Genomic DNA, 18,444 nt, shown 5'->3' on the forward strand with positions numbered 1-18,444 from the left:
ATGGCTGTCGACCCGGCCCCCACATCTGTAGACATCGAGCGGCGCATCGTTGCGGCGATTCGCACCAGCTTGCCGTCGACGTGGCGCGTGATCGAGAGCAAAGCCTCTCGTGGCAGCACCGCGGACGTCGATCTTGAACTGAGCGTGGAGGCTCCCGGTGGCGAGGCGTCGCGCCTCTTGGTCGAGGTGAAACAAGCAGTCGAGCGCCGAGACGTGGCTCGCATCGCTGACCGGCTGCGAGGCGCGATCACCGAACGTTCCGGAATCCCGATGGTCGGCGCGCGCTACCTTTCGCAATCTGTCCGCGATGCGCTCACTGCGGAGCGCATCGCCTACGCGGACGCGACAGGCAACATGCGCCTAGAGAGCAACTCGCCCGCCGTCTTCATCTCGTGCCAGGGGGCCGAGAGCGACCCATGGCGCAAGGGGCGCCCGCGAGGGACGCTCAAGGGAGAGCCTGCGGCGCGCATCGCGCGAACCCTTCTGGACTACGACCGCACGTGGCGCGTGCGTGAACTCATCGCAGTCGCGGGCGCCTCGAGCGGTGCAACCTATCGAGTCCTCGACTATCTGCAGCGCGAGGACTTGGTGGTCAAGGAGGGCGACCGGTACGCAGTGACCGACTGGGAGCGGCTGCTGCGAACCTGGAGTGCCGACGCATCGTTTACGACAACAACGCGGACTATGGCCTTCATCGAGCCGCGCGGCCTCGATGCTTTCCTCGCCAAGCTAGACCCGAAGCCTGCGTTTCCGGTTGCGGTGACCGGGACGGTGGCCGCGAAGGAGTGGGCAATGTACGCACCGGCGAAGGCGGCGTACGTGTACGTGTCCTCCATTCAGGAGGCCGCCGACGCCTGGAGCCTGCGACCGAATTCGGTCGCACCGAACGTCGTGCTGCTCGAGCCCGCCACCGTGGGTGACGTTCCCTTCCGCAATGTGACGCCTGCCAGCGCTGGATACCCCGTCGCGGCTCTCGCCCAGGTGGTCGCTGACCTGCTCAACGGTCCGGGTCGAGAGCCGGCCGAAGGTGAGTACCTCATCGAGTGGATGAGGGCCAATGAATCGCGGTGGCGGCGTGAGTGATCCGGTGACGCTGGCGCGGACGGGGTTGCTCGACGCCCTTGAGGCGCTCAAGGCTCACTTGGACGCACTTGTCGTCGTCGGCGCGCAAGCGATCTACCTGCACACAGGAGCGGCAGAGGTCGCGCTGGCGGAATACACGACCGACGGCGACCTTGCCGTGGATCCGGACTCGCTCGGTTCCGATCCCCGTGTCGAGGCCGCGATGATCGCGGCGCACTTCGAAGCGGACCCGAGGGACCATGCGGTAGGGACGTGGATCTCGCCGCGCGGTGTGCCGGTCGACCTCATGGTGCCCGAGGCCGTCGCTGGCCTGGGTTCGCGGGCTGCCAGCGTGCCTCCACACGACCGGAAGGCGATGCGACGCGCGCGGGGGCTGGAAGCGGCGTTGGTGGACAACACCAGGATGATGATTCGTGCCCTTGACGTGTCGGCCGACTCGCGCGAGTTCGAGGTCGCGGTTGCGGGACCCGCCGCATTGCTCGTCGCGAAGCTCCACAAGATCCAGGACCGCATCGATCAACCGAGTCGTCTCGACAACAAGGACGCGCATGACATCTACCGCGTGCTCCGCTCGATCGACACCGAGGTTCTCGCGGTCGCCACGCACGGCCTCCTGAACGCGCGCCTGAGCCGCGCTGTCACGCTGGAAGCGTTGGAGCACCTCGAACGGCTGTTCGCTGCCGGGTCGAGGGCGGTTGGGTCCCGCATGGCTGGCGCGGCGGAGGAGCTTGTCGGCGATCCAGCCACAGTTTCGGAGAGCGTCGCGCTCCTGGCGCAGGATCTTCGCGACGCGCTCAATGCGCGGCAACATGAAGGGTGACCGCGTCGCGAGAACTGAGTCGGGACGATGCGGGGGTGACCCTCGCACGAACCCGACCCGTGCATCGTTCCGCGTTGCTAGACTGACGCTCGCCGCAACTGGCGCAGTGGGTCACCCACAGGGAGCGGCAAGGAGTTCTTCGACTGCTGGTCGCACGCCTGGGCCACTGGTCACCGGAAGCTAGGTGCCGGCGACCCGCCGGCGTACAGACAAGGACCGTCATGACTACTGACTCCAGCGCCACCGCAGCGGTGATGAACGCCACGCTGCAGGACTTCGACCCCGAGATCGCCCAGGTCCTCGACCGCGAGCTGGGCCGCCAGCGCGACTACCTCGAGATGATCGCGTCCGAGAACTTCGTGCCGCGCTCCGTGCTGCAGGCGCAGGGCTCCGTGCTCACCAACAAGTACGCCGAGGGCTACCCCGGCCGCCGCTACTACGGCGGCTGCGAGGAGGTCGACGTCGCCGAGTCGATCGCGATCGATCGCGCCAAGGCCCTCTTTGGCGCCGAGTACGCCAACGTCCAGCCCCACTCCGGCGCGACCGCCAACGCGGCCGTGCTACACGCTCTCATCAACGCGGGCGACAAGATCATGGGCCTGTCGCTCGCGCACGGCGGTCACCTCACGCACGGCATGAAGCTCAACTTCTCCGGCAAGCTCTACGACGTCTCCGCCTACGGACTCGACGAGGCGACGCACCGCATCGAGATGGACAAGGTGCGCGAGCAGGCGCTCGCGACCCGCCCCGACGTCATCATCGCCGGCTGGTCCGCGTACCCCCGTCACCTCGACTTCGCCGCGTTCCGCGAGATCGCGGACGAGGTGGGCGCGAAGCTGTGGACCGACATGGCGCACTTCGCGGGCCTCGTGGCCGCGGGCCTGCACCCGAGCCCCGTGCCGCACTCCGACGTGGTGTCCTCGACCATCCACAAGACGCTCGGCGGCCCCCGCTCGGGCCTCATCGTGTCGCGCGACACCGCTCTCGCGAAGAAGCTCAACTCCGCGGTGTTCCCCGGCCAGCAGGGCGGGCCGCTCATGCACGTGATCGCCGCCAAGGCCGTGGCGCTCAAGGCCGCCGCCGCGCCGGAGTTCAAGGAGCGCATGGAGCGCGTCCTCGAGGGCGCCCGGATCATCGCGGACCGCCTCACCTCTCCCGACGCGATCGAGGCCGGCGTCAACGTGGTCACCGGCGGCACGGACGTGCACCTGGTGCTCGCGGACTTGCGCCACTCGCCGCTCGACGGCCAGCAGGCGGAGGACCTCCTCCACGAGGTGGGCATCACGGTCAACCGCAACGCGGTACCGTTCGACCCCCGTCCCCCCATGGTCACCTCCGGCGTGCGCATCGGCACCGCGGCTCTCGCCTCGCGCGGGTTCGGCGCCGAGGAGTTCACCGAGGTCGCCGACGTCATCGCCACCGCGCTCAAGGGCGGCGCAGACATCGACGCCCTGCGCGCCCGTGTCGCGAAGCTCGCGGACTCCTTCCCGCTGTACGAGGGCCTCGCGCAGTAATGGCCCCCGCCACTCAGGGGCCGCGGGTTCTCGATGGCAAGGCGACCGCTGCTGCCATCAAGGCCGAGCTGACCGAGCGGGTGACGGCGCTGCGCGAGCGCGGCGCCGTCCCCGGCCTCGGGACGCTGTTGGTCGGTTCGGACCCGGGTTCGACCTGGTACGTCAACGGCAAGCACGCCGACTGCGCGGAGGTGGGCATCGCCTCGATCCGCGAGGACCTGCCCGAGACCGCCACTCAGGAGGAGATCGAGGCCGCGGTCGCGCGCCTCAACGCGAACCCGGAGTGCACCGGATTCATCGTGCAGCTGCCGCTGCCGCACGGCATCGACACCAACCGCGTGCTCGAGCTGATTGACCCCGACAAGGACGCGGACGGCCTCCACCCGACCAACCTGGGCCGGCTCGTGCTGCGCACGTCCGAGGAGATCACGTCGAGCCTGCCGTGCACGCCCAAGGGCATCATCGAGCTCATGACGCGCCACGGGATCGACCTCAACGGCAAGGAGGTCGTGGTGGTGGGCCGCGGGACCACGGTGGGCCGCAGCATCGGCCTGCTGCTCACCCGCAAGGCCGTCAACGCGACCGTGACGCTGTGCCACACGGGCACGGCGGACCTTGCGTCGCACACGCGCATGGCCGATGTCGTGGTCGCCGCCGCGGGCGTGCCCGGGATCGTGACGGCCGACATGGTCAAGGACGGCGCGGTGCTCATCGACGTGGGCGTCTCCCGCGTCACCGATCCCGCGACCGGCAAGTCGCGCGTGGCTGGGGACATCGATGCCGCGGCGCGAGAGAAGGCGTCGTGGTACTCGCCCAACCCGGGCGGTGTGGGTCCCATGACCCGCGCGATGCTGCTCGCGAACGTGGTCGAGAGCGCGGAGCGGGCGCTCGGCTGATCCGGCTCGCTTGGGTCGGCGTGACTGACCTCTGGTGCGCCTGATTCTTGGCGTGACTGAGCTTCGGCGCGCCTCGGAACGCGGGCCCATTGCTCGATGGCCCGCGATTCGGGTCGCGCTGACCCGAATCGCGGGCCGTCTGCGGGGCCGCCCGCTCGCGCGGCGGGGGCATGCGGCGTGTGGCGGGCGGCGGGTGATGCGCGTGCCAATGGCGACGGGGGACGCGATGTCGGTGCGAGCCGGTAGCGTCGTGGCCATGAGAATCGCTTCCGTCAACGTCAACGGCATTCGCGCTGCCGCGCGCAAGGGCATGGGCGACTGGCTCGCCGCGGCCACCCCCGACGTGGTGTGCCTCCAGGAGGTGCGCGCGCCGCTCGAGACCACCGCTCCGCTCGTGGGCGAGGGCTGGCACGTGGTCGAGCAGGCGTGTGAGATCAAGGGGCGCGCGGGTGTCGCGATCGCGTCGCGCACGCCGCTCACGGACGTCATCGCGGGCGTCGACGCGCTGGGCGGCGCGATGGGCGAGCCGGTCCACACCGGGCGGTGGATCGAGGCGACCGTGGAGTCGCCCGCGGGACCCGTGCGCGTCGTGAGCGTCTACATGCACTCCGGCACCGCGGGCACTCCGTCGATGGATGACAAGTACGCGATGCTGGAGGCCGCGACCGCGCGCATGGCGGCGCTGCGACCGCAGTACGAGCGGGTCGTGGTGATGGGCGACATCAACATCGCTCACACCGAGAATGACATCAAGAACTGGAAGGGCAACCTCAAGTCCGCCGGCTTCCTGCCCGAGGAGCGCGCGTATCTCACGCGCTGGGTCGAGGCGGGCTGGGTCGACGTGCACCGCGCCCTCGAGGGCAACCGCCCCGGTCCGTACACGTGGTGGTCGATGCGGGGCCAGGCCTTCGACAACGATGCCGGTTGGCGCATCGACTACCAGTACGCGTCGCCTGCGCTCGCGGCCGCCGCGACCGCGGTGCGCGTGGACCGTCAGGCGAGCTGGGACTCCCGGTGGACCGACCACGCGCCGCTCGTGGTCGACTACGCGCTCTGACGCGGGGGCCTACACCAGCAGGAACGTGGGTCGGGGGAGACCCCGCGCGACGAACATCGCGTCGACCTGATCGGCGATGTGCTCGGCCTGGGTGGCGCGCACGAGGGCGATCGCGCCGCCGCCAAACCCGGCCCCCGCGAGCCGGGCGCCCAACGCGCCAGCAGCGAAGGCCGTGTCGACCGCGAGGTCGAGCGCGGGAGTGCTCGCATCGTAGTCAGCGCGCAGCGAGCCGTGGGAGTCGAGCATGAGCGCGCCGATCTCGGTGAAGCGGTCGTGTGCGGGGCCCAGCCCCCGAGCGCCGCGACCGCGTCGGCCACGCGCCGATCCTCGGTGACGATGTGCCGCGCGCGCCTGCGCGCGGTGGGGTCCTCGATGCCCGCGAGGCGCCTCACCCCGTCGGGCTCGTCGGCGAGCAGCCGCAGCGAGTCGACCCCGAGGGCCTGCGCAGCGAGCCGCGCGTCGCGGCTGCGGCGCGCATATGCGTCCATCCAGTCGTCGCGTCGCGCTCCCGTGTCGACGACGAGCAGGCGCAGCCCGTAGTCATGGAAATACAGCGGATAGCGGGTGAGGCTGGGAGGCACGGTAGCGAAATCCACCATGACTGCCTCGTCCTCAGCGCACCGCAACACCGTATGGGTGTCGAGTCGGCCGCAGGGGAAGCCAACGTAGGCGCTCTCGGCGTCCCACGCCGCCTCCGCGAGCTCGATCGCGCCAGCCTCGCCGTCGAGCGCAAGACCCCACACCGCATTGCACGCGAGCCCCACCCCCGCCGTGAGGGAGGCCGATGCCCCGAGGCCCGCCTCGAGCGGCAGGCACCCGACGATCGCGAGGTCGAGCCCGGTCACGGAGTAGCCGCGCTCGGTGAGCGCCCAGACGACGCCCGAGGCGTAGTAGGGCCAGTCGATGCCGGTGCCGGGAACGAGCGCGGAGATCGCCCCCTCCCATCGCTCGGGCTCGCCCGGCGGGGGATTGCCCGACACCATGCGCAGCGCCTCATCCTCGCGCCGGCGCACCGCGACAAACGTGCGGTGCGCGACCGGCGCCGCGAGCGAAAGACCCTCCGTGTAGTCGGTGTGATCGCCGATCACGGTGATGCGACCGGGAGCCGACACGATCGCTTCGGGCTCTCCTCCGAAGGCCTCCTCGAAGAGAGCGCGGGCGCGGTCGGAGCCCTCGTCGAGGGTCCACGGGATCAGCCAGCGAGGTGCATCGTCCTGGGGAGAGACGGTCACACCTGTCATTCTGCCAGTGAGTGACGCGGCGGGCGTGCGCCCGTGTTCACGGCGCGGCGCACGCGTGACAAGATGACAGGACACGCCACAGGAGGTCGCCATGCCACGCAAGCCCGCCGCGTCAGCGCCCGAGCCGGACCCCACGCCCCCGCCCGCGTCCGCTCCCGCGGATCTCCCTCCCAGCGTGCCGCCGGCCGCCGACGTGCCTGGCACCGAGCCAGCGGCGACGACCCAGCCCGTGCCCACCGCGGCATCGTCCCTTCCGCCGTCCGTCCTGGACCGGGTGAGGGACAACCGCATGGGCCCGCTCGCGGCCACACTGGGCGTCGCGCTGCTGGTGGCGATGCTGCTCGCCGTGCTGGTCCCGAACCGTCCCAACCTGTACGCCATGACCGTCCTGGGCCTGCTGCTCACGGCCGCCGTGGGCTTCACCGTCCGCTATCTGTCGCGCGAGCGCGGGCTGCGCGCGCAGGCGACCGCGCTGATCGCGACCGCGATCGGGCTGCACGTCATGGGCGTCACCGGGACGCTCGACGGCGCGGGCACTGGAGAGGGCGGGATGGTGAGCCTGTTGGGCATCGAGGGCCCCGGATTCGACGATGCCCTGCTGGGCGCGCTCGCGACGCCCGCCGTGTCGACGGGTGGCGTCGTGTGCGGACTGATCGCCGCGATCATCGTGGGCTGGGGACCGCGCTCCAAGGCCTGAGAGGCGCCCGAGCGCCCGGCCGCTACCTCTTGACGGGGGTGACCCCTAGCGAGCGGCCCGCCAGGCCGCGCTGGCGCGCGGTGAGCGTGCGTGCCACGGCGCGCAGGGCCGATGCCGCGGGGGAGTCCGGGTCCGAGATGACCACCGGGGTTCCGGCGTCGCCCGCCTCGCGCGCGGTGATGTCGAGCGGGACCTGACCGAGCAGCGGCACGTCCGTGCCGAGGGTCTTCGACAGGCGGCCCGCGACCGTCTGGCCGCCGCCCGAGCCGAAGACCTCGAGGCGAGTGCCGTCGGCCTGCTCGAGCCACGCCATGTTCTCGACCACACCCACGACGGACTGTGAGGTTTGCACCGCGATCGCGCCGGCACGCTCCGCGACGCCCGCCGCGGCGGACTGCGGCGTGGTGACCACGAGGATCTCGGCGTGGGGCAGCAGCTGCGCGACGGAGATCGCGATGTCGCCCGTGCCGGGGGAAGGTCGAGCAACAGCACGTCGAGGTCGCCCCAGAACACGTCCGCGAGGAACTGCTCGATCGCGCGGTGCAGCATGGGTCCACGCCACACGACGGGCTGACCCTCGGGCACGAACATGCCGATCGACACGGCCTTGACCTCGTGCGCGATCGGAGGCAGCAGCATGTCGTCGAGTCGCGTGGGCTGACCCTCGACGCCCAGCATGCCGGGAATCGAGAAGCCAAAGATGTCCGCGTCGAGCACGCCCACCTTGAAGCCGTCCTGCGCCATCGCGGCGGCGAGGTTCGCCGTCACCGTCGACTTGCCCACGCCGCCCTTGCCCGAGGCGACCGCGTAGATGCGCGTCATGTTGCCCGGCTGGGTGAACTGGATGATGGGCTCGGGCTTGCCGCCGCGCAGGGTCGAGCGCAACTCGAGGCGCTGCTCCTCGGACATCACGCCCAGCTCGATGCGCACGTCCTCGACCCCCGACACCGTGCGCGCCGCGGCCTCGACGTCCGACGTGATGCGTTCGCGCATCGGACAGCCCTGCGTGGTGAGGTCGATTCCGATGACCGCGAGGTCCCCGTCCACGTCCACCGAGCGGACCATGCCGATCTCGGTGATGGGCCGGCGGATCTCCGGGTCGATGACCGTCGCGAGGGCGTCGCGGATGAGCTCGACGGTAGGCATGGCGTCCATCGTAGGCGCTCCCGCCGGGGCTCAGCGCGCGCGGCGGCCGGGCTTGCGTTGGTCGTCGTCCGCGTCGGGCTCGTGGTCCTCGTCGCGCAGTTCCTCGAGAAGAGCGCGCAGCTCCGAGCGCACGAAGTCGCGCGTCGCCGTCTCGTTGACCGCTTGGCGCAGGGCCGCGACCTCGCGGGCGAGGTACTCGGTGTCCGCGAGGGAGCGGGCCGCCTGTTGGCGGTCCTGCTCGGCGGCCACGCGGTCGCGGTCGGCCTGACGGTTCTGGGCCAACAGGATCAGCGGCGCCGCATACGAGGCCTGCAGCGACAGCATGAGCGTCAGCGCCACGAAGCCCCACTCGTCGAAGCGGTACTCCTCGGGCCCCAGCGTGTTCCACCCGATCCACGCGATGACGAAGACCGTGAGGTAGAAGATGAAGCGCGGCGTGCCGAGGAAGCGCGCGATGGCCTCGGAGATGATGCCCGCGCGATCCGATCCCTTGCTGCGCCGGAAGAAGCCGCGCTCGGCGCCCTTGGGCCGATCCAGCCGGTCAGCCACGACCGCCTCCCGCGGTCGACTCCTGCGCGGCGTCGGCCTGCGTCGCGGCGGAGTCGTCCTCGTCCATGTGCTCGCGCCAGTCGCTGGGCAGCAGGTGGTCGAGGACGTCGTCGATCGAGATGGCGCCCACGAGGCGGTGCTCATCGTTGACGACGGGCAGCGCGAGGATGTCGTACGCAGCCATGCGACGCGCGACGACCGACAGGTGGTCGCCCGGGTGCAGCGGCGCGATCGCGGGATCCACGAGACCGCCAATGGAGTCGTGGGGAGGCTCGCGCAGGAGCCGCTGAATGTGCACGAGCCCGATGTAGCGGCCCGTGGGCGTCTCGAGCGGGGGACGCACCACGAACACCATCGAGGCGAGAGCGGGCGGGAGCTCGTTCTTGCGCACCAGCGCAAGGCACGTCGCGACCGAGGTCTCGGGGCCCACGATCACGGGCTCGGTGGTCATCAGGCCACCCGCGGAGTCGTCCTCGTAGCCCAGCAGCTGCTCGACGTTGCGCGCGTCCTCGGGCTCCATGAGCTCGAGCAGCGCCGCCGCCTGCGTCGCGGGCAGGTCGCCTAGCAGGTCCGCGGCATCGTCGGGATCCATGGCCTCGAGGACGTCCGCCGCGCGCTCGGACTGCAGCGTCGACAGCAGGATGATCTGCTCGTCCTCCGGCATCTCCTCGAGCACATCCGCGAGCCGCTCGTCGTCGAGGGCGGCGGCGATCTCGGCGGACCGCGAGGGCGTCATCTCCATGAGCGCCGCCGCGAGGTCGGCCGGCTTGTGGTCGCTGAAGGCCTCGATGACCAGCGAGGCGCCCTGGTTCTTGTCGCGCACGGACAGCCCGGTCACCTGGTCGACGTCGACGACGAGCGCCTCGCCCCTGCGCGAGAAGCCGAGCACGCCGGTGCGACGCTGGGCGCGGCGCACGTAGAGCTTGGTGAGCCGCCACGTCTTGGTGCGGTCCTGCTCCATCGCGATGTCCTCGATGTACGCGGTCGAGCGGTCCTCCTTGAGCTTGACCGACCTCTCGAACAGCTCCGCGATCGCGAGCGTCTCGCCCTGGCGCGCCTTGAAGCGGCGCAGGTTGATGACGCCGGTGCAGATGACCTGGCCCGGGTTGATCGCGGTGACGCGCGTGAGGGGCATGAAGACGCGCCTGCGCCCAGGAACCTCGACCACGAGCCCCACCGCGGTGGGCGGGGTGCCGCCCGTGCGGCGCACCACCACCACGACATCGCGGACGCGCCCCACGGCGTCGCCGAGCGGGTCAAAGACCGTGGTGCCCGCGAGGCGCGCGATGTAGACGCGGTCGACTGCGGTGCTCATGTGTCCAACCTCATGTGCCCAGCGTAGTCCCGGCTTATGCGCGCACAGCCTCCCAGCACTCGAGCAGCGCCGCGACGCTCGCGCGCACGTCGTCCTCCGTGGTCGCCTGGTCCGACACGGAGATCCGCATCGCGGGCCTGCCCTTCCAGACCGTGCCCCCCGCCCACATGGTCCCCTCGCGCTGCGCCGCCTCGATTACGGCGGCCGTCACGGCATCGTCCCCCGTCCGCCGGGCGCGGAGCCAAAGGCGACCATGACCTGGTTGAGGGCCACGGGCGCGAGCACCTCGACGCCCGCATCGCACAGGAGCGACGCGAAGAGACGCGCGCGGGCGCACGTGCGGTCGATGAGATCGGCGACGCCGGAGCGGCCGTTCGACGCGAGCATCGCCCACGTCTCGATGCCGCGGGCGCGCTGCGACATCTGCAGGCCCAGGCTCATGAGCGGGCGCGCGTCCCCGCTCGCGACGTAGGCGGCGCTCATGGCCGTCGTGCGCTCGAGGTCGGCGCGCTCGCGGACGATCGCGATGCCCGAGTCGTACGGGACGTTGAGCCACTTGTGGGCATCGGTGCCCCACGAGTCGGCGAGAGCGGCGCCCGCCACCTGGTGGCGCAGCAAGGGCGAGGCGGCGGCCCACAGCCCGAACGCGCCGTCGATGTGCACCCAGCCGCCGCGCTCGCGCACCCCGGGGATGATCGCCTCGAAGGGGTCCGAGGCCCCCGTGTTGACGTTGCCGGCCTGCAGCACCACGAGCGTGAGGTGGTCGGTGTCGGTGGGGAAGCGCGCCGCGTCGATCGCGCCGGTCGCGTCCGTGGGGACGCGCTCGATCCGGTCCACTCCCAAGCCCGCGAGCCGCAGGGCCTTGAGTGCGGAGACGTGAACCTCCTCGCCGGTGATGACGCGCAGCGCGGGTGCCCCGAAGAGCCCGTCCGCGTTGACGCTCCACCCCGCGCGGGTGAGCAGCGCGTCGCGGCCCGCGAGGATGCCGGTGAGGTTTGCGAGGGTCGCTCCCGGGGTGAACGTCGCGGTGGCCGTGGGGGGCAGGCTCAGCAGGTCGAGCACCCAGCCCGCCGCGACCTCGTCCAAGGTGGAGGCGACGGGCGACATCACGGGCAGTGCGGGATTCTGGTCCCACTGGCCCGCGAGCAGGGCCGCGGCGCCCGCGGCGTTGTCGACGCCGCCGTTCACGAACCCGAAGAAGCGGCCCTGTGCCTGCGCGACGGTCGCGGGGGAGCCGAGCGTGTCGAGCTCGACGAGCACCTCGCGCGCGTCGCGTGGGCCGTCCTGCAGCGGCCGGCGGAACGCGTCGAGCGCGGCGACCGCCTCCGGATCAGGCGCGATGGGACGATGCCTGGCGCCGGCCACGTACGAGGCCGCCCGTCGCGCCGCCTCCGTGATGAGGCCGATGCGCTCGCGGGCGAGGGCCAGGGAGGTCGGGTTGGTGAGGGCGCGGTCGAGGGTGGCCCGCGGTGCGGCGCCGGGGCGGGCCAGATCGGTGAGGGACATGCCAGCATCCTCGTGTCGAGTGGCCCCCGTGGACCAGGGCCAGTTCGGGAAGTCATGGCCCTTGGCAGAAGGTGCCAGTTCGGGGTGAGATGGACCCATGCGCACCACCGCCGACCAACTCTCTGGCGTGCTCGACCACTGGAAGTCGGGCACGGGACCGCTGTACCAGCAACTCGCCGACGCGATCGTGTCTCTCGCGGAGGCGGGCTCCCTCGAGCACGGCGCGCGGCTGCCGTCGGAGCGTGCCCTCGCCGTCCAGCTTCACCTGTCGCGCAACACCGTGACCGCCGCGTACCAGCGGCTGCGCGATCAGGGGTGGCTCGAGGCCTCTCCCGGCTCCGCGCCGCGGTTGGGGATGCGCTCTCGCGGGGTGTCCGCGCTCACGGCCCAGGATCGCTTCTCGAGGATCCTTGTGGGGCAGCAGGAGCCGCTCGTCGCGCTCAACACCGCGTCGCCGCCGCCCGCACCCGCGGTGTCCGAGGCGCTGTCGCGGCCCGAGGAGTTCTTGGGTGCGATCGCGGCCGTGGGCAACGGCTACGCGGCGCTGGGGGACCGGGATCTCACGCTCGCGGTGACGGATCACCTGCGCGCGCTTGGCATCGCGGCGCGGCCCGACGAGGTCGTCATCACGTCGGGTGCGCAGCAGGCCCTGTGGCTCGCGGTGACCGCGCTCGCGAGCGCGTCGACCCCGGTGGCGCTCGAGGCGATCACGTATCCGGGTGTCTTCGACGCGATCCAGGCCGCGGGCTCTCGGCCCCTCGCGCTGCCCATGAGCGACACCGGCCTCGACGTCGAGGGAGCGGCCAAGCTGCTCCGCGCCGCGCAGCCCGACCTCGCGTATGTGACCACGTTCAACAACCCCACGGGAACCGCGCTGCGCGACGGCGACGCGGTGCGCCTGCTCGAGGCCGCGGCAGCGGCGGAGACCACGGTGATCGACGATCGCATCATCGGCGACCTCGCGCTCGACGGCTCGCGGCCGCGCCCGTTCGCGGCCCTGGGCACGCGTGCGTCGGTGGTGACCATTGGGGGTCTGTCCAAGGTCTTCTGGGGCGGGCTGCGCATCGGCTGGCTGCACACCAACGCGACCCTGGCCGCCCAGCTGCGTCACCGCCGCGCCGCGATGGACCTCGGCAGCCCGGCGCTGTTCCAGCGGCTGGGCGCGCGGCTGCTGCGCGAGCACTTCGAGGAGACGCTCGCGTGGAGGATCGAGACTCTGCGCGAGTCACTCGGGGTCGCGCGCGAGGCGATCACGGAGGCGGGGCTCGACTGGGAGTACGTCGAGCCGGCCGGCGGACCGTCGCTGTGGGTGCGCCTGCCAGGAATGTCGGCGGAGCGCTTCGCCGAGCGGGCCGAGCGCGCGGGCGTGCCCGTGGTCGCCGGATCGGCGTTCTCGGTGGTGCCTGGGTCGGGATCGGATCGCTTCCGGCTGCCCATCTACCTGCCGCCCGAGCAGATCCGGCTGGGGATCAAGGTGCTCGCCGAGCGCGCGGCCTGAGGACTCGCCGCCGCCCGCCACCCCCACCTCCCCTTTTCGCAAGTCACACATCTGGCGACAGGTGGAGCGCGAATCACGCACGAATCGCGAGACACCGGTCCTCAGAGGTGTGACTTGCGGGGGTCGCGCGGGTGGGGGTCCGGGGCCGGTGGGCGCGGGTGCGGCTGCCCCTAGGCCCCCGCGAGACTGACGGAGCGCAGCCGCGACTCGGGCTCGAGAGAGGGGTGCACGGTGATGAGCTCGTCGGCGCGGGCCGCGGCTGCGAACTCCTCGAGCCCCGCGCGCACCTGCTCTGGGGTGCCGACCGCAGCCTTCGACATCATCGCCGCGATCCCCGCGCCCTGCTCGGTCGTGAGGAACGCGTCGATCTCCGCGTCGCTGTAGTCGCGCGCCGCGGGCCCCCGCGCAAGGAGCGACCTCACGCGGTACCGGCGGGCGGCCTCGAACTCGGCAACGGCATCGGCCTCATCCTCCGCCGCCACCACGTTGACGCCCGCGATGACGTGCGGCTCGGGGTGCGCCTCGCTGGGCGTGTAGGTGCCCCGGTAGAGCGCGACGGCCTGCTCGAGGGCCTGTGGGGCGAAGTGCGAGGCGAACGCGAAGGGCAGGCCGAGCTGCGCCGCGAGTTGGGCGCCGAACAGCGACGAGCCCAGGATGTACAGCGGCACGCGGGAGTGTGCGCCCGGTGTCGCGGTGAGGCCGTCGGGACGGGAGTCACCCGCGAGCAGCCCCTGCAGCTCGACCACGTCCTGAGGGAAGCGATCCGAGGCGTCAGGGGTGCGCCGCAGCGCCGCATAGACGGCCCGCTCGCCGCCGGGTGCCCGGCCCAGCCCCAGGTCGATGCGGCCCGGGTGCAGCGCCGCGAGCGTGCCGAACTGCTCCGCGACCACGAGCGGCGAGTGATGCGGAAGCATGACGCCGCCCGCGCCGAGCCGGATGGCCGAGGTGTGGGCCGCGACGTGCGCGATCACCACGGCGGGTGCGGACGATGCGATGGTGGGCATCCCGTGGTGCTCGGCGTACCAGACGCGGCCGTAGCCGGCGGACTCGGCGGTGCGGGCGAGCTCGACCGAGTGGGCGAGGCTTTCCGCGGCGGTGCCGCCGGGGCGGATGAAGGCGAGATCGAGCAGGGACAGGGCGACGGGCATGGCGGCCTTTCGGGCGGGGAGGGTGATGCTCCCTCAACGCGCGAGACCCCCGTGGGTATGCCCGGGGAGGCGCGGCGATGCCGCGACGATGCGGCGGGGTCTACGACCCGTCGCGCTCGCCGGTGACCTCCGCCGCGCCCGCGGCGACCTCGTCCGCGGTGCCGTGTGTGGCATCGTCCAGTCCCCTCGACCGTCGCACCCGCACGGTCACTACGTGAATCGCGCCGGCGAGCGCGAAGGCGCCCACGAAGAGCAGCAGCGCGGCGACGGGGTTCTCCATGAGGGTCGGGTCGATCACCATGACCGCAGCCAGCACCAGCATGGTCACGCCCGCGATGAGCTTGAGCAGCTCGCCGTGCTTGTCCTGCATCTTGGTGGCGCGCATGGTCGCGACGGCGATACCGAACACGATGAGCTCGTCGAGCAGGAACGGGATCATGTAGGCCACAAACAGCAGGCCGGTCTGCGCGGGACCCACGTCGTTGGCCTGCAGCAGGCCCGTCCACAGCACGGGGAAGCCCGCCGTGCACGGGGTCTCGAGGAGCGACACACCCACCGCGAGCACCACTGTTGCGCCCAACGCCGGCAGCAGCGCCTTCTTGCCCGCGGCCTCACGCATGCGCCGGTAGATGCCGGGCTTAGCGGAGTCCGAGATCGTGAAGGACAGCCCCTTCTTGAAGGCGAAGTAGTCCTTGACCGACACGATGCCGAACACGCCGGCGACCAGCGCGACCACCACCTGAATCCAGCCCAGGAAGCCCACCACCGTGAGCGCCGAGTAGAACGCGGCCATGTAGAGCGCGTACATCGCGGCCGTGACGGTGAGGAACGTGGTGCCGATCGCGATGACGCGGCGGCGGTTGTTGGTGCGCAGCACGATCGTCAGCAGGACCGAGATCACCCATAGCGAGCACGGGTTGATGCCGTCGACAAACCCGATGATGAGGGTCGAGACCAGCAGCGACTTGTCGCCGAGCGAGACGTCGCCGACGAGGGGCACCTCGATGAGCGTGCCGTCGTCCTCGACGGTGCAGATGCCCTCCTCCTGCGAGCACGTGCCGGCGCCCGCGGTGCCATAGACGCCCGGTCGCGGCGCCTCGCCGCGGTCGACCTGCGCGAGTGCGGCGGCGAGGTCCTGGGAGATGGGGTCCGTCCAGCCGATCCAGATGCGCTCGCCCACGATCGTCGTGGGCACTGACCCGGCCTCGAAGTCCATCTCCTCGCCCACGCGGGCGAAGAGGTCGCGGTTCGCGGCGTCGTTCCACACCTCGAGCTGCACGATCTCGAGGTCCGGATACTGGCTCGCGACGCGCTCGAGCCACTCCTTCTCCTCGGCGCAGTTGGGGCAGCCGTCGCCCCAGAACAGCACGAGGTCTGCCTCGGGGAGGGACGATGCCTCGGTCGGGTCGGCGACGTCGGTGGTGGCCGTCCCGGCGACGGTGGCGGGTGCGGCGGTCCACGAGGTGGCCTGGGCGGGTGCGGAGACGAGGAGGAGCCCGCCCAGCACCGCCGACCCGAGCACGAGGAGGCGTGGCAAGCGTGCGGCGGCGTGCATGGAGTCTCCTCGGGGTCGGCTTCGGCCGGTGCCAGGTTAGGCGTGGACCCCGCCCGCGGCGTGGGCAGTTGGTCCCGTGGTGTGGGCGCTGAGGGGCCGCGGGCGCTACGGTCGAGGCAGCGGGTCCCAGGACCGATGCGGGGCGGGGGAGGAGCGACGATGCTGCTGTTCTACGTGGACGAGTCGGGCGGGACCACGATGGGCGGCTCGCTCGCGCCGCTGGTCGAGGGGCGCACCCACGTGCGCGATCTCTTCGCGCTCGCGGCGGTGGGCATCCACGACTCGTCGCGGGAGCCGCTCGCGGAGGAGCTGGTCGCCGTCAAGGCTCGCCACTTTGGCGAGGGCGCCGTCGCGCGCGCGTGGGGCGAGACGGAGATCAAGGGGCGCAACCTCGCCGAGGCCGCGCGGGCGCGCGAGGGTCACGCGCCGCGAGACCTACCCGCAGGCTATGCGGCCGTCGCGGATCCGGCGAGGCTCGGCAATCTGCTGCGCGACCTGGGGCAGCTGTTCGCGAAGTTCCGCCCACTGGTCTTCACGGTGATCGTCGACAAGCGGGCCCTGCGCGCGATCGACCCCCTCGCGAGCCCTCTCGGCATCGCGTACGCGCGCCTCTACGAGCGCGTCGCTCAGACGCTCGGCAGCGTCAACAGGGGTGAGGGGGCGATCTTTGTGGCCGACCGCCAGGATGAGCACGAGGCGTACTTCGACTCGGGCGCGATGCACCACGTGCGTCGCGAGATGGCGTCCAAGGGCGTCAACCGCCCCAACTTCAACCTCGTCATCGACAAGCCGGTGTGGATCGACCCGACCCTCAGCACGTGGGATCGCGAGCTCATCCAGCTGCCCGACCTCGTGGCCTTCGCGGTCCGGGCCTGGTATGCGCACGGCCGCCCGCCCGCGGCGCGGCACTATCTGTGGGACAAGATCGAGCCGTGCTTCGCCGCGCACTGGAACACCACCAAGGCGCAGGGCGGCGGCATCATGGTCTACCCGGACCCCGGCAGGTATCCGCCGGTGCGGTGAGCCTGCGGGTCAGGCGCGGCGCAGTCGCGCCATCCACTGTTCGATCGCGTCGACCTCACGGGGGAGCGCCGCGGACAGGTTTTCCGCCCCGTCCTCGGTGACCAGGACATCGTCCTCGATCCTGATCCCGATCCCGCGCAGCTCCGCGGGCGCCGCGAGGTCGCCCTCCTGGAAGTACAGGCCGGGCTCGATCGTGAAGACCATGCCGGGCTCGAGGACGCCCTCGAGGTAGAGGTCGCGCTTGGCCTCGGCGCAGTCGTGGACGTCGAGACCCAGGTGGTGGCACGTGCCGTGGACCATCCAGCGTCGGTACAGCTTGGACTCCGGGTCCTCCTGCGCGGGGGCGATGCCCCACTCGGTGAGGCGCTGCTCGATGACCTCCATCGCCGCGAGGTGAACGTCGAGGAAGCGGATGCCGGGCCTGACGATGGCGAAGGCCGCATCGGCGGCCTCGAGCACGATCTCGTAGACCCTACGCTGCGTCGCGGTGAAGGTGCCGTCGACCGGCAGCGTGCGCGTGATGTCCGCGGTGTAGAGGCTCTCGACCTCGACGCCCGCGTCGAGCAGCAGGAGGTCACCCGCACGCACCTGGCCCGTGTTGGAGATCCAGTGCAGGGTGGTGGCGTGCGGGCCCGAGGCGGCGATGGTCTCGTAGCCCACGCCGTTGCCCTCCTCGCGCGCGTGGCCGTCGAAGGTCGCCTCGATCACGCGCTCGCCGCGCTTGTGGCCGATTGCGCGCGGCAGCTCGGGGACCACTCGCTCGAAGCCCGCGATGGTCGCGTCGACAGCGTCGCGCAACTGCTGGATCTCGTACTCGTCCTTGACGAATCGCATCTCGGACAGCGCGACCCGCGCCTTCTTGCTCGGCTGATTCGCGGTGCGCACGCCCTTCGGGAGGTCCGCCAGCGCCCTCGTCTCGATGCCGGTCATCGCGGCAAACTCCGCGAGGCCCGGGCGGCGCCCGATCCAGAACTCGCCCGCCGCGGGGTCCGAGTAGAAGCCCTCGTCCCCCGGCTGCGCGGGCGGGATGAGGTACAGCGTGACGTCGTGCCCCTCGCCCTCGCGGGGCTCGAACACCAGGATCGCGCCGGGCTCGCGGTCGATCCCCAGGCCGGTGAGGTAGGTGAAGTCCGACGACGGGCGGAAGCGATAGTCCGTGTCGTTGGCGCGGGTCTTCAGGGTGCCGGCCGGCACCACGATGCGTTCGCCTGGGAAGCGTGCGCTCAGCCGCGCTCGCCGCTCGGCGGCGTAGGGCGCGGCCGCGATTCGCGTCACCTCGACGTCCTCGTGTGGCGCCCAGTGCTCGCCCATGAAGTCCTTGAACTCCTGCGTGGAGGGGCGGGTGGTGCGGGCCTTGTTGGTCTGGACCTTGTCGTTCACCTCGCCATGCTCCCAC

At 71.4% G+C, this 18,444-nt stretch carries 16 protein-coding genes, 2 pseudogenes and 1 riboswitch; of the genes and pseudogenes, 8 read left to right on the top strand and 10 right to left on the bottom strand.

The window, feature by feature from the left end:
- The 5 genes from QUE44_RS13210 (at window position 1) to QUE44_RS13230 (ending at window position 5,370) form a co-directional block, all read left to right on the top strand.
- Window positions 1-1,083: a hypothetical protein gene (locus QUE44_RS13210; protein ID WP_286215124.1), complete on the top strand. Its 1,083-nt coding sequence runs from the start codon at window positions 1-3 to the stop codon at window positions 1,081-1,083.
- The gene (locus QUE44_RS13215) at window positions 1,076-1,903 is read left to right on the top strand and encodes a hypothetical protein (protein ID WP_286215125.1); all 828 of its coding nucleotides are present in this window, start codon (window positions 1,076-1,078) and stop codon (window positions 1,901-1,903) included. The genes QUE44_RS13210 and QUE44_RS13215 overlap by 8 nt, the downstream gene beginning before the upstream one ends.
- A gap of 84 nt (window positions 1,904-1,987) precedes the next feature.
- Window positions 1,988-2,074, top strand: a riboswitch (ZMP/ZTP riboswitch).
- Between the two features lie 50 nt (window positions 2,075-2,124).
- Complete coding sequence (glyA, locus tag QUE44_RS13220) at window positions 2,125-3,417, top strand: serine hydroxymethyltransferase (protein WP_286215126.1); 1,293 nt, start codon at window positions 2,125-2,127, stop codon at window positions 3,415-3,417.
- Window positions 3,417-4,313: a bifunctional methylenetetrahydrofolate dehydrogenase/methenyltetrahydrofolate cyclohydrolase gene (locus tag QUE44_RS13225; RefSeq protein WP_286215127.1), complete on the top strand. Its 897-nt coding sequence runs from the start codon at window positions 3,417-3,419 to the stop codon at window positions 4,311-4,313. Before glyA ends, QUE44_RS13225 begins: the two co-directional genes overlap by 1 nt.
- Before the next feature lie 250 nt (window positions 4,314-4,563).
- Window positions 4,564-5,370: an exodeoxyribonuclease III gene (locus QUE44_RS13230; RefSeq protein ID WP_286215128.1), complete on the top strand. Its 807-nt coding sequence runs from the start codon at window positions 4,564-4,566 to the stop codon at window positions 5,368-5,370.
- A 9-nt stretch (window positions 5,371-5,379) separates the two neighbouring features.
- On the opposite strand, the gene QUE44_RS14240 is transcribed toward QUE44_RS13230, so the two are convergent.
- Both QUE44_RS14240 and QUE44_RS14245 read right to left on the bottom strand, forming a co-directional pair.
- On the bottom strand, window positions 5,380-5,616 hold the full coding sequence (locus tag QUE44_RS14240) for a galactokinase (protein ID WP_350226933.1): 237 nt from the start codon (window positions 5,614-5,616) through the stop codon (window positions 5,380-5,382).
- Window positions 5,617-6,017: 401 nt separating this feature from the next.
- Window positions 6,018-6,704, bottom strand: a pseudogene (locus QUE44_RS14245) (galactokinase family protein); the annotation flags it as partial.
- Between QUE44_RS14245 and QUE44_RS13240 the strand changes: the two are divergent.
- Window positions 6,703-7,308: a hypothetical protein gene (locus tag QUE44_RS13240; protein ID WP_286215130.1), complete on the top strand. Its 606-nt coding sequence runs from the start codon at window positions 6,703-6,705 to the stop codon at window positions 7,306-7,308. The pseudogene QUE44_RS14245 and the gene QUE44_RS13240 sit on opposite strands and share 2 nt — an antisense overlap.
- A gap of 22 nt (window positions 7,309-7,330) precedes the next feature.
- On the opposite strand, the pseudogene QUE44_RS13245 reads toward QUE44_RS13240, so the two are convergent.
- The 5 genes and pseudogenes from QUE44_RS13245 to QUE44_RS13265 all read right to left on the bottom strand — a co-directional run bounded on the left by QUE44_RS13245 (window position 7,331) and on the right by QUE44_RS13265 (window position 11,824).
- Window positions 7,331-8,463, bottom strand: a pseudogene (locus tag QUE44_RS13245) (Mrp/NBP35 family ATP-binding protein).
- A gap of 21 nt (window positions 8,464-8,484) precedes the next feature.
- The gene (locus QUE44_RS13250; protein WP_286215131.1) at window positions 8,485-9,003 is read right to left on the bottom strand and encodes a DUF1003 domain-containing protein; all 519 of its coding nucleotides are present in this window, start codon (window positions 9,001-9,003) and stop codon (window positions 8,485-8,487) included.
- Window positions 8,996-10,318 (bottom strand): magnesium transporter MgtE N-terminal domain-containing protein, encoded by a 1,323-nt coding sequence (locus QUE44_RS13255; RefSeq protein ID WP_286215133.1) that lies wholly within the window; start codon window positions 10,316-10,318, stop codon window positions 8,996-8,998. Before QUE44_RS13255 ends, QUE44_RS13250 begins: the two co-directional genes overlap by 8 nt.
- A 34-nt stretch (window positions 10,319-10,352) precedes the next feature.
- Complete coding sequence (locus QUE44_RS13260; protein ID WP_286215135.1) at window positions 10,353-10,529, bottom strand: hypothetical protein; 177 nt, start codon at window positions 10,527-10,529, stop codon at window positions 10,353-10,355.
- Window positions 10,526-11,824: a pyridoxal phosphate-dependent decarboxylase family protein gene (locus tag QUE44_RS13265; RefSeq protein ID WP_286215137.1), complete on the bottom strand. Its 1,299-nt coding sequence runs from the start codon at window positions 11,822-11,824 to the stop codon at window positions 10,526-10,528. The genes QUE44_RS13260 and QUE44_RS13265 overlap by 4 nt, the downstream gene beginning before the upstream one ends.
- A gap of 97 nt (window positions 11,825-11,921) precedes the next feature.
- On the opposite strand from QUE44_RS13265, the gene QUE44_RS13270 reads away from it, so the two are divergent.
- Window positions 11,922-13,322 carry an aminotransferase-like domain-containing protein gene (locus QUE44_RS13270; protein WP_286215139.1) on the top strand — a complete coding sequence of 467 codons (1,401 nt, stop codon included), beginning with the start codon at window positions 11,922-11,924 and terminating at the stop codon, window positions 13,320-13,322.
- A gap of 170 nt (window positions 13,323-13,492) precedes the next feature.
- Here the strand turns inward: QUE44_RS13270 and QUE44_RS13275 are convergent, their stop codons facing one another.
- Window positions 13,493-14,470 carry an LLM class flavin-dependent oxidoreductase gene (locus QUE44_RS13275; RefSeq protein ID WP_286215141.1) on the bottom strand — a complete coding sequence of 326 codons (978 nt, stop codon included), beginning with the start codon at window positions 14,468-14,470 and terminating at the stop codon, window positions 13,493-13,495.
- A 100-nt stretch (window positions 14,471-14,570) separates the two neighbouring features.
- A complete protein-coding gene (locus tag QUE44_RS13280) occupies window positions 14,571-16,025 on the bottom strand; it encodes a thioredoxin domain-containing protein (protein WP_286215143.1) in 1,455 nt (484 codons plus the stop codon).
- Window positions 16,026-16,184: 159 nt separating this feature from the next.
- On the opposite strand from QUE44_RS13280, the gene QUE44_RS13285 reads away from it, so the two are divergent.
- The gene (locus QUE44_RS13285; protein WP_286215145.1) at window positions 16,185-17,048 is read left to right on the top strand and encodes a DUF3800 domain-containing protein; all 864 of its coding nucleotides are present in this window, start codon (window positions 16,185-16,187) and stop codon (window positions 17,046-17,048) included.
- A 9-nt stretch (window positions 17,049-17,057) separates the two neighbouring features.
- Here the strand turns inward: QUE44_RS13285 and QUE44_RS13290 are convergent, their stop codons facing one another.
- The gene (locus tag QUE44_RS13290) at window positions 17,058-18,428 is read right to left on the bottom strand and encodes an aminopeptidase P family protein (protein ID WP_286215147.1); all 1,371 of its coding nucleotides are present in this window, start codon (window positions 18,426-18,428) and stop codon (window positions 17,058-17,060) included.
- Window positions 18,429-18,444 lie beyond the last annotated feature (16 nt).

Source organism: Demequina sediminis (assembly GCF_030296675.1).
GTDB classification, from domain to species: Bacteria; Actinomycetota; Actinomycetes; order Actinomycetales; family Demequinaceae; genus Demequina; species Demequina sediminis.

Bases quoted from the DNA above. Each gene is read 5' to 3' on its own strand.
- QUE44_RS13255 (WP_286215133.1), bottom strand. From the start codon at position 10,318: ATGAGCACCGCAGTCGACCGCGTCTACATCGCGCGCCTCGCGGGCACC.
- QUE44_RS13280 (WP_286215143.1), bottom strand. From the start codon at position 16,025: ATGCACGCCGCCGCACGCTTGCCACGCCTCCTCGTGCTCGGGTCGGCG.
- QUE44_RS13240 (WP_286215130.1), top strand. From the start codon at position 6,703: ATGCCACGCAAGCCCGCCGCGTCAGCGCCCGAGCCGGACCCCACGCCC.
- QUE44_RS13285 (WP_286215145.1), top strand. From the start codon at position 16,185: ATGCTGCTGTTCTACGTGGACGAGTCGGGCGGGACCACGATGGGCGGC.
- QUE44_RS13275 (WP_286215141.1), bottom strand. From the start codon at position 14,470: ATGCCCGTCGCCCTGTCCCTGCTCGATCTCGCCTTCATCCGCCCCGGC.
- QUE44_RS13265 (WP_286215137.1), bottom strand. From the start codon at position 11,824: ATGTCCCTCACCGATCTGGCCCGCCCCGGCGCCGCACCGCGGGCCACC.
- QUE44_RS13225 (WP_286215127.1), top strand. From the start codon at position 3,417: ATGGCCCCCGCCACTCAGGGGCCGCGGGTTCTCGATGGCAAGGCGACC.
- QUE44_RS13210 (WP_286215124.1), top strand. From the start codon at position 1: ATGGCTGTCGACCCGGCCCCCACATCTGTAGACATCGAGCGGCGCATC.
- glyA (WP_286215126.1), top strand. From the start codon at position 2,125: ATGACTACTGACTCCAGCGCCACCGCAGCGGTGATGAACGCCACGCTG.
- QUE44_RS14240 (WP_350226933.1), bottom strand. From the start codon at position 5,616: ATGCTCGACTCCCACGGCTCGCTGCGCGCTGACTACGATGCGAGCACT.
- QUE44_RS13270 (WP_286215139.1), top strand. From the start codon at position 11,922: ATGCGCACCACCGCCGACCAACTCTCTGGCGTGCTCGACCACTGGAAG.